The 4,884-nt window shown below is 40.0% G+C and carries 5 protein-coding genes; all 5 read right to left on the bottom strand.

All coding sequences use genetic code 11. The features are described 5' to 3' along the window. Positions 1 to 124 precede the first annotated feature (124 nt). The 5 genes from EDD57_RS14050 to EDD57_RS14070 are packed head-to-tail and all read right to left on the bottom strand — an operon-like array spanning position 125 to position 4,468. The gene (locus tag EDD57_RS14050) at positions 125 to 1,198 is read right to left on the bottom strand and encodes an ABC transporter substrate-binding protein (RefSeq protein WP_131850043.1); all 1,074 of its coding nucleotides are present in this window, start codon (positions 1,196 to 1,198) and stop codon (positions 125 to 127) included. Continuing rightward, positions 1,195 to 2,001 (bottom strand): ABC transporter permease, encoded by an 807-nt coding sequence (locus tag EDD57_RS14055; protein ID WP_131850044.1) that lies wholly within the window; start codon positions 1,999 to 2,001, stop codon positions 1,195 to 1,197. Before EDD57_RS14055 ends, EDD57_RS14050 begins: the two co-directional genes overlap by 4 nt. Positions 2,002 to 2,011: 10 nt before the next feature. Next, positions 2,012 to 2,803: an ABC transporter permease gene (locus EDD57_RS14060; RefSeq protein WP_131850045.1), complete on the bottom strand. Its 792-nt coding sequence runs from the start codon at positions 2,801 to 2,803 to the stop codon at positions 2,012 to 2,014. Further along, entirely contained in the window at positions 2,793 to 3,899 is a 1,107-nt protein-coding gene (locus EDD57_RS14065) for an ABC transporter ATP-binding protein (RefSeq protein WP_131850046.1), read from the bottom strand. Before EDD57_RS14065 ends, EDD57_RS14060 begins: the two co-directional genes overlap by 11 nt. 26 nt (positions 3,900 to 3,925) lie before the next feature. Then, positions 3,926 to 4,468 carry a helix-turn-helix domain-containing protein gene (locus EDD57_RS14070; RefSeq protein ID WP_131850047.1) on the bottom strand — a complete coding sequence of 181 codons (543 nt, stop codon included), beginning with the start codon at positions 4,466 to 4,468 and terminating at the stop codon, positions 3,926 to 3,928. Positions 4,469 to 4,884: the final 416 nt, after the last annotated feature.

Genomic DNA, 4,884 nt, shown 5'->3' on the forward strand with positions numbered 1-4,884 from the left:
AAGATAAAACTAAAGGGCATGAGCCCGGTTCAATACCGAACGCATACCCTGCGGGTTGCTTAAAACTTCGTGTCTAACTTTTTGGGTTCACTTCACGCAACATGGACAAGGATTGGTTTTTTACCTACTTTCTATGCATCTTAAACTCTAAGAACAGCTCGTTATAATGGGATAACATTTTCTTTCCCAGATTTTTATAGACCTCTAGCTTTTTCGTCAGTTCTAATGGGGGATAAAAGCGCTCATCCTGTGAAATCTCTTCCGGAAGTAGCTTTAGAGCCTCTGCATTAGGCGTCGAATAGCCAACATACTCTGCGTTTTTCGCTGCATTTTCTGGATCGAGCATGAAGTTAATAAACTTGTGAGCTCCCTCTACGTTTTTCGCTGTTTTGGGAATCACCATATTATCAAACCATAGATTGGAACCCTCTTCTGGTACTACATAGTCGAGGTTTTCGTTTTCTCCCATGATCTCCGAAGCATCACCTGACCAAACAACTCCAAGTGCCGCTTCCTCATTCACCAGTAGCATCTTAATTTCATCGCCCACGATGGCTTTGATGTTTGGTGTAAGCCGATCTAGCTTTGCTTTCGCCGCCTGAAGATGGGCTTCGTTGGTATCATTTAAAGAATGATGAAGGCTATTTAGAGAGAATCCCAACACTTCCCTCGCACCGTCCGCTAACAGAATCTGATTTTTAAAATCTGGGTTCCACAGACCATTCCAACTCTTAATTTCTTTCCCTTTTAACTTCTCCTTGTTATAAACAATCCCCACCGTTCCCCAAAAATAAGGAATCGAGTATTGATTTTGCGGGTCAAATGGAAGATTCATAAAACGGGATTCGATATGCTTCAAATTAGGGATTTTTTTATGATCTATCGGCAACAACAACTTTTCATCTTTCATCTTAGACATCGCGTACTCAGAGGGTACCGCTACATCAAATGTAGTACCACCTTGCTCGATCTTTGTCATCATCGCTTCGTTTGAGTCAAATGTTTGATAGATCACTTTCAATCCTGTTTCTTCTTCAAACTTTTCAAGAAGCTCTTCGTCAATATAATCGCCCCAGTTGTAAACCGTTAGCGTATTCTTCCCACCATAACCCTCTGCTTGATTGAGATAGTAGGTTACATACATAAGACCGAAAGATATCAAGAAAATGACAGAAAAAGCCCGTGTTAATCTCTTCACTTTCCAACCCCCATTCCTGCACCACGTTGGTTACGTTTCGCAATGAAATAATACCCAATCACCATCATCATGGTCGCAAAGAAAATAAGGGTAGATAATGCATTAATGGAGAGTGAAATTCCTTGTCTAGCCCTAGAATAGATCTCAACAGACAAGGTTGAGAAACCATTTCCTGTGACAAAGAACGTAACCGCAAAATCATCTAACGAATAGGTTAACGCCATGAAAAACCCAGCAAAAATCCCCGGAGTAATAAACGGCAATATCACTTTACTCAATGTATCCCAACGACTCGCCCCTAAATCCCGGGCTGCATCAATCAACGTGGGGCTCATTTCGTTTAACTTTGGTAACACCATGAGCACAACGATCGGAACACTAAATGCAATATGAGAAAGCAAAACCGATACAAAGCCTAATTTCACTCCCACAATGGTAAAAAGAAGTAAGAATGACGCTCCAATTACCACATCCGAACTAACAATTAATACATTATTTAGGGTAAGGAGTGAATTTTGCGTCCGTAACTTCCGCACATAATAAATCGCTAAAGCACCACATACTCCAAGTATCGTCGAAAGAGCAGCTGATAACAATGCAATTACTAGCGTATTCAGAACAATGATTAAAAGCCTTGTGTCTTGCAATACTTCCTTATAATGATTCAAAGTAAAACCTTCAAAGTTGTACATCTTATCTCCACTACTAAAGGAGTACACCATTAGATAGAAAATCGGAGCATAGAGAATGACAAACACGATTGCTAGGTATATTTTAGGGCCCAAGCCATTCTTTTTCTTCATATTTGCCACCTCACTTCCGTTTTCTCGTCAACATCATAATGAAGGCCATCGCAATAATCAGGAACACCGCAATCGTAGCTCCCATTCCCCAATCTTGAGTGACAAGGAAATGTTGCTCAATGGCTGTTCCCAGCGTAATAACCCGGTTTCCAGCGACCAATCGAGTAATCATAAACAACGAGAGAGCAGGAATAAATACAGCTTGGCACCCTGACTTCACCCCGTCCAGCGTTAGCGGGAAAATAACACGACGAAAAGTAGTCCACTGAGAAGCCCCTAAATCATTTGCCGCATCTAGGAGACTATGATTCATCTCTTCCAAAGCATTGTAAATTGGCAAAATCATGAACGGAATAAAAATATAAACCGAAACAAATAAAAAGCTAAAATCCGTAAATAAGATCTGTTGTGTACCAATCCCTAAGCTTTCTAGCAATTTATTAGTAGGGCCATATGTCCCGAAAATCCCTAAAAAAGCGTATGCCTTCAACAATAAATTGATCCACGAAGGTAAAATAATGAGAAGGAGCCACAATTGTTTATGTTTGGTCTTCGTTAGCCAATAAGCAGTAGGATAAGCAATCAATAATGAAATAATCGTAATGAGCAATGCATACCAAAAGGAACTTAACGTCATCTTCAAATAAACAGGCGTAAAAAATTTTTGATAATTCCCAAGTGTAAACTGACCATCTACATTAAAGAATGAGTAATATACAATCAGTAAAATAGGCGCAACCACAAACAATAGAATCCATGTGAGGTAGGGAATAAGATATAGGTTTCTAGTTCTAATCTGCATGAGTTGCCTCACTATACGCTTCGAGACGCTTATCAAACTCTTCTTCTGTCTCACCCAGTCGCATCACATGAATCGCTTCTGGATCAAAGTACAAACCGATTTCTTCCCCCACATTCGCCTTTTTCGTGCTATGAACCAACCACTCATTCCCATCTTGGTCATAACCACAAATTTCATAATGAACTCCGCGAAACAATTGTGAATCCACCTTCATTCGAAGCTTCCCTTGATCCGGTAAAGTAATTTCTAGATCTTCCGGGCGAATCACAATCTCCACTTGCTCATTTCGATTAAATCCACCATCCACACAATCAAAGTTCTTCCCCGCGCATTGGACCAGATAATCCTCTTTCATCACGCCCGGCACAATATTGGATTCACCTATAAAATCAGCAACAAAGCGGTTAATCGGCTCATCATAAATATCTGTAGGTGTTCCACTTTGCTCTATATTTCCTTCGTTTAACACGAAAATCTCATCTGACATCGCAAGTGCCTCTTCTTGATCATGAGTTACAAAGACAAATGTAATCCCGAGGCGCCGTTGTAACTCCCGAAGTTCATATTGCATCTCGGTACGTAATTTCAAATCCAACGCGGAAAGTGGTTCATCCAGCAAAATCACCTCTGGCTCATTTACAATGGCACGTGCAATCGCCACACGTTGTCTCTGTCCACCAGACATCTCTTTAATTTCACGATTTTCATATCCAACCAAGTTCACGAATCGCAGAGCTTCCAGCACTTTGCGTTTGATCTCATCATTTTTACAACCCTTAATACGCAAACCAAATGCTACATTTTCAAATACATTTAGATGAGGAAACAGCGCATAGTCTTGAAATACCGTATTCACTTGTCTTTTATTTGCAGGTACATCATTCATCACTTTTTCATGAAAATAAATATTACCTTTTGTCGGTTCTGTAAACCCTGCGATCAAACGTAAAATGGTAGTTTTTCCGCAGCCAGAAGGCCCTAGAAGAGTGTAAAATCTCCCCCGTTCAATGGAAAAACTGACATCATTTAATACAGCAGGATCTTGATCATATTGCTTTGTCACATTTTCAAAACGAATAATAGTCTGATCAGCCATTGTGACCTCCCCAAATATGTTGCTGTTTACAAGTAAGACTCTGTAGCAACCAAAATAACTTCCGATTCACCTTTATGATGATTGATAATCTGATGTTTGTCTGAGGCAGTATAGTAAATCGCCTCTCCCTCTTTGGCAATATACTGCCGCTTGCCAACTTGGATCATAATCTGCCCGCGAATCACAAAGGCAAACGTCTCTGCTAAGGAAGGCTCAAACTCTTTAAACTCCCCTATCTCTGCTAGAAGGAGTAGAATTGGCTCCATTTCCTTCTCATTCGACTCTGGAACCAGCCACTGAATTTGGTAACCCCGATCCTCATCAATAAAGCTCGTCCAATCATCTGATGTATAAACGACCTTCTGTTCTTGTCCATCCTCATCAAAAAACTCTTTCGGTGTACAGCCTAAAACCTCCAAGATCGCAAAAAGAGTTTCGATCGAAGGTGAGCTCAAATCACGTTCTAACTGAGAGATATAACCCTTAGACAAATCCGTCCGCTCTCCCAACTCCTCCTGAGTCAGCCCCTTTTTTAATCTTAGATTTTTGATTTTCTTACCGATTTGCATGGGTATACCTTCAATCACGTTTATTATAAGTAAACAAGAAGTACAACAAGTTCACCATTACGTAACACAAAGTTTAGTGTAACAGTTACCTATAGTTATTTCTAGTATGAGTGAGTTTGTTTTAGTTTGGTAAATCAAGGGGGTATCGTATCAACTGTTCGATCTAGTTCTTTCTATTTATAAGTAGTATGTGGTCAAAACGTGGTCAAATAAGGATAAAACGTGTGGTCAAGTGGATATGTTGGGTAAAAAATGTGGCCAAGCAATAAACCTCCACAAATGTGGTCAAATTGGTTAGACCACTACATCGTTCATTCTTAATTCTATTTAGCCCCCAAATTAAATTTGAGTAATCTCCTTTATCCTGTAGAATGAGTTATATACAATGGAGGAGATTTTTTATGCAAAGAAGACGG

Origin of the sequence: Baia soyae (genome assembly GCF_004341445.1) — a bacterium.
Classification (GTDB): domain Bacteria; phylum Bacillota; class Bacilli; order Thermoactinomycetales; family Thermoactinomycetaceae; genus Baia; species Baia soyae.

Excerpts from the sequence above, each read along its gene's own strand:
- EDD57_RS14070 (WP_131850047.1), bottom strand. The coding sequence starts at position 4,468 with ATGCAAATCGGTAAGAAAATCAAAAATCTAAGATTAAAAAAGGGGCTG.
- EDD57_RS14065 (WP_131850046.1), bottom strand. The coding sequence starts at position 3,899 with ATGGCTGATCAGACTATTATTCGTTTTGAAAATGTGACAAAGCAATAT.
- EDD57_RS14060 (WP_131850045.1), bottom strand. The coding sequence starts at position 2,803 with ATGCAGATTAGAACTAGAAACCTATATCTTATTCCCTACCTCACATGG.
- EDD57_RS14055 (WP_131850044.1), bottom strand. The coding sequence starts at position 2,001 with ATGAAGAAAAAGAATGGCTTGGGCCCTAAAATATACCTAGCAATCGTG.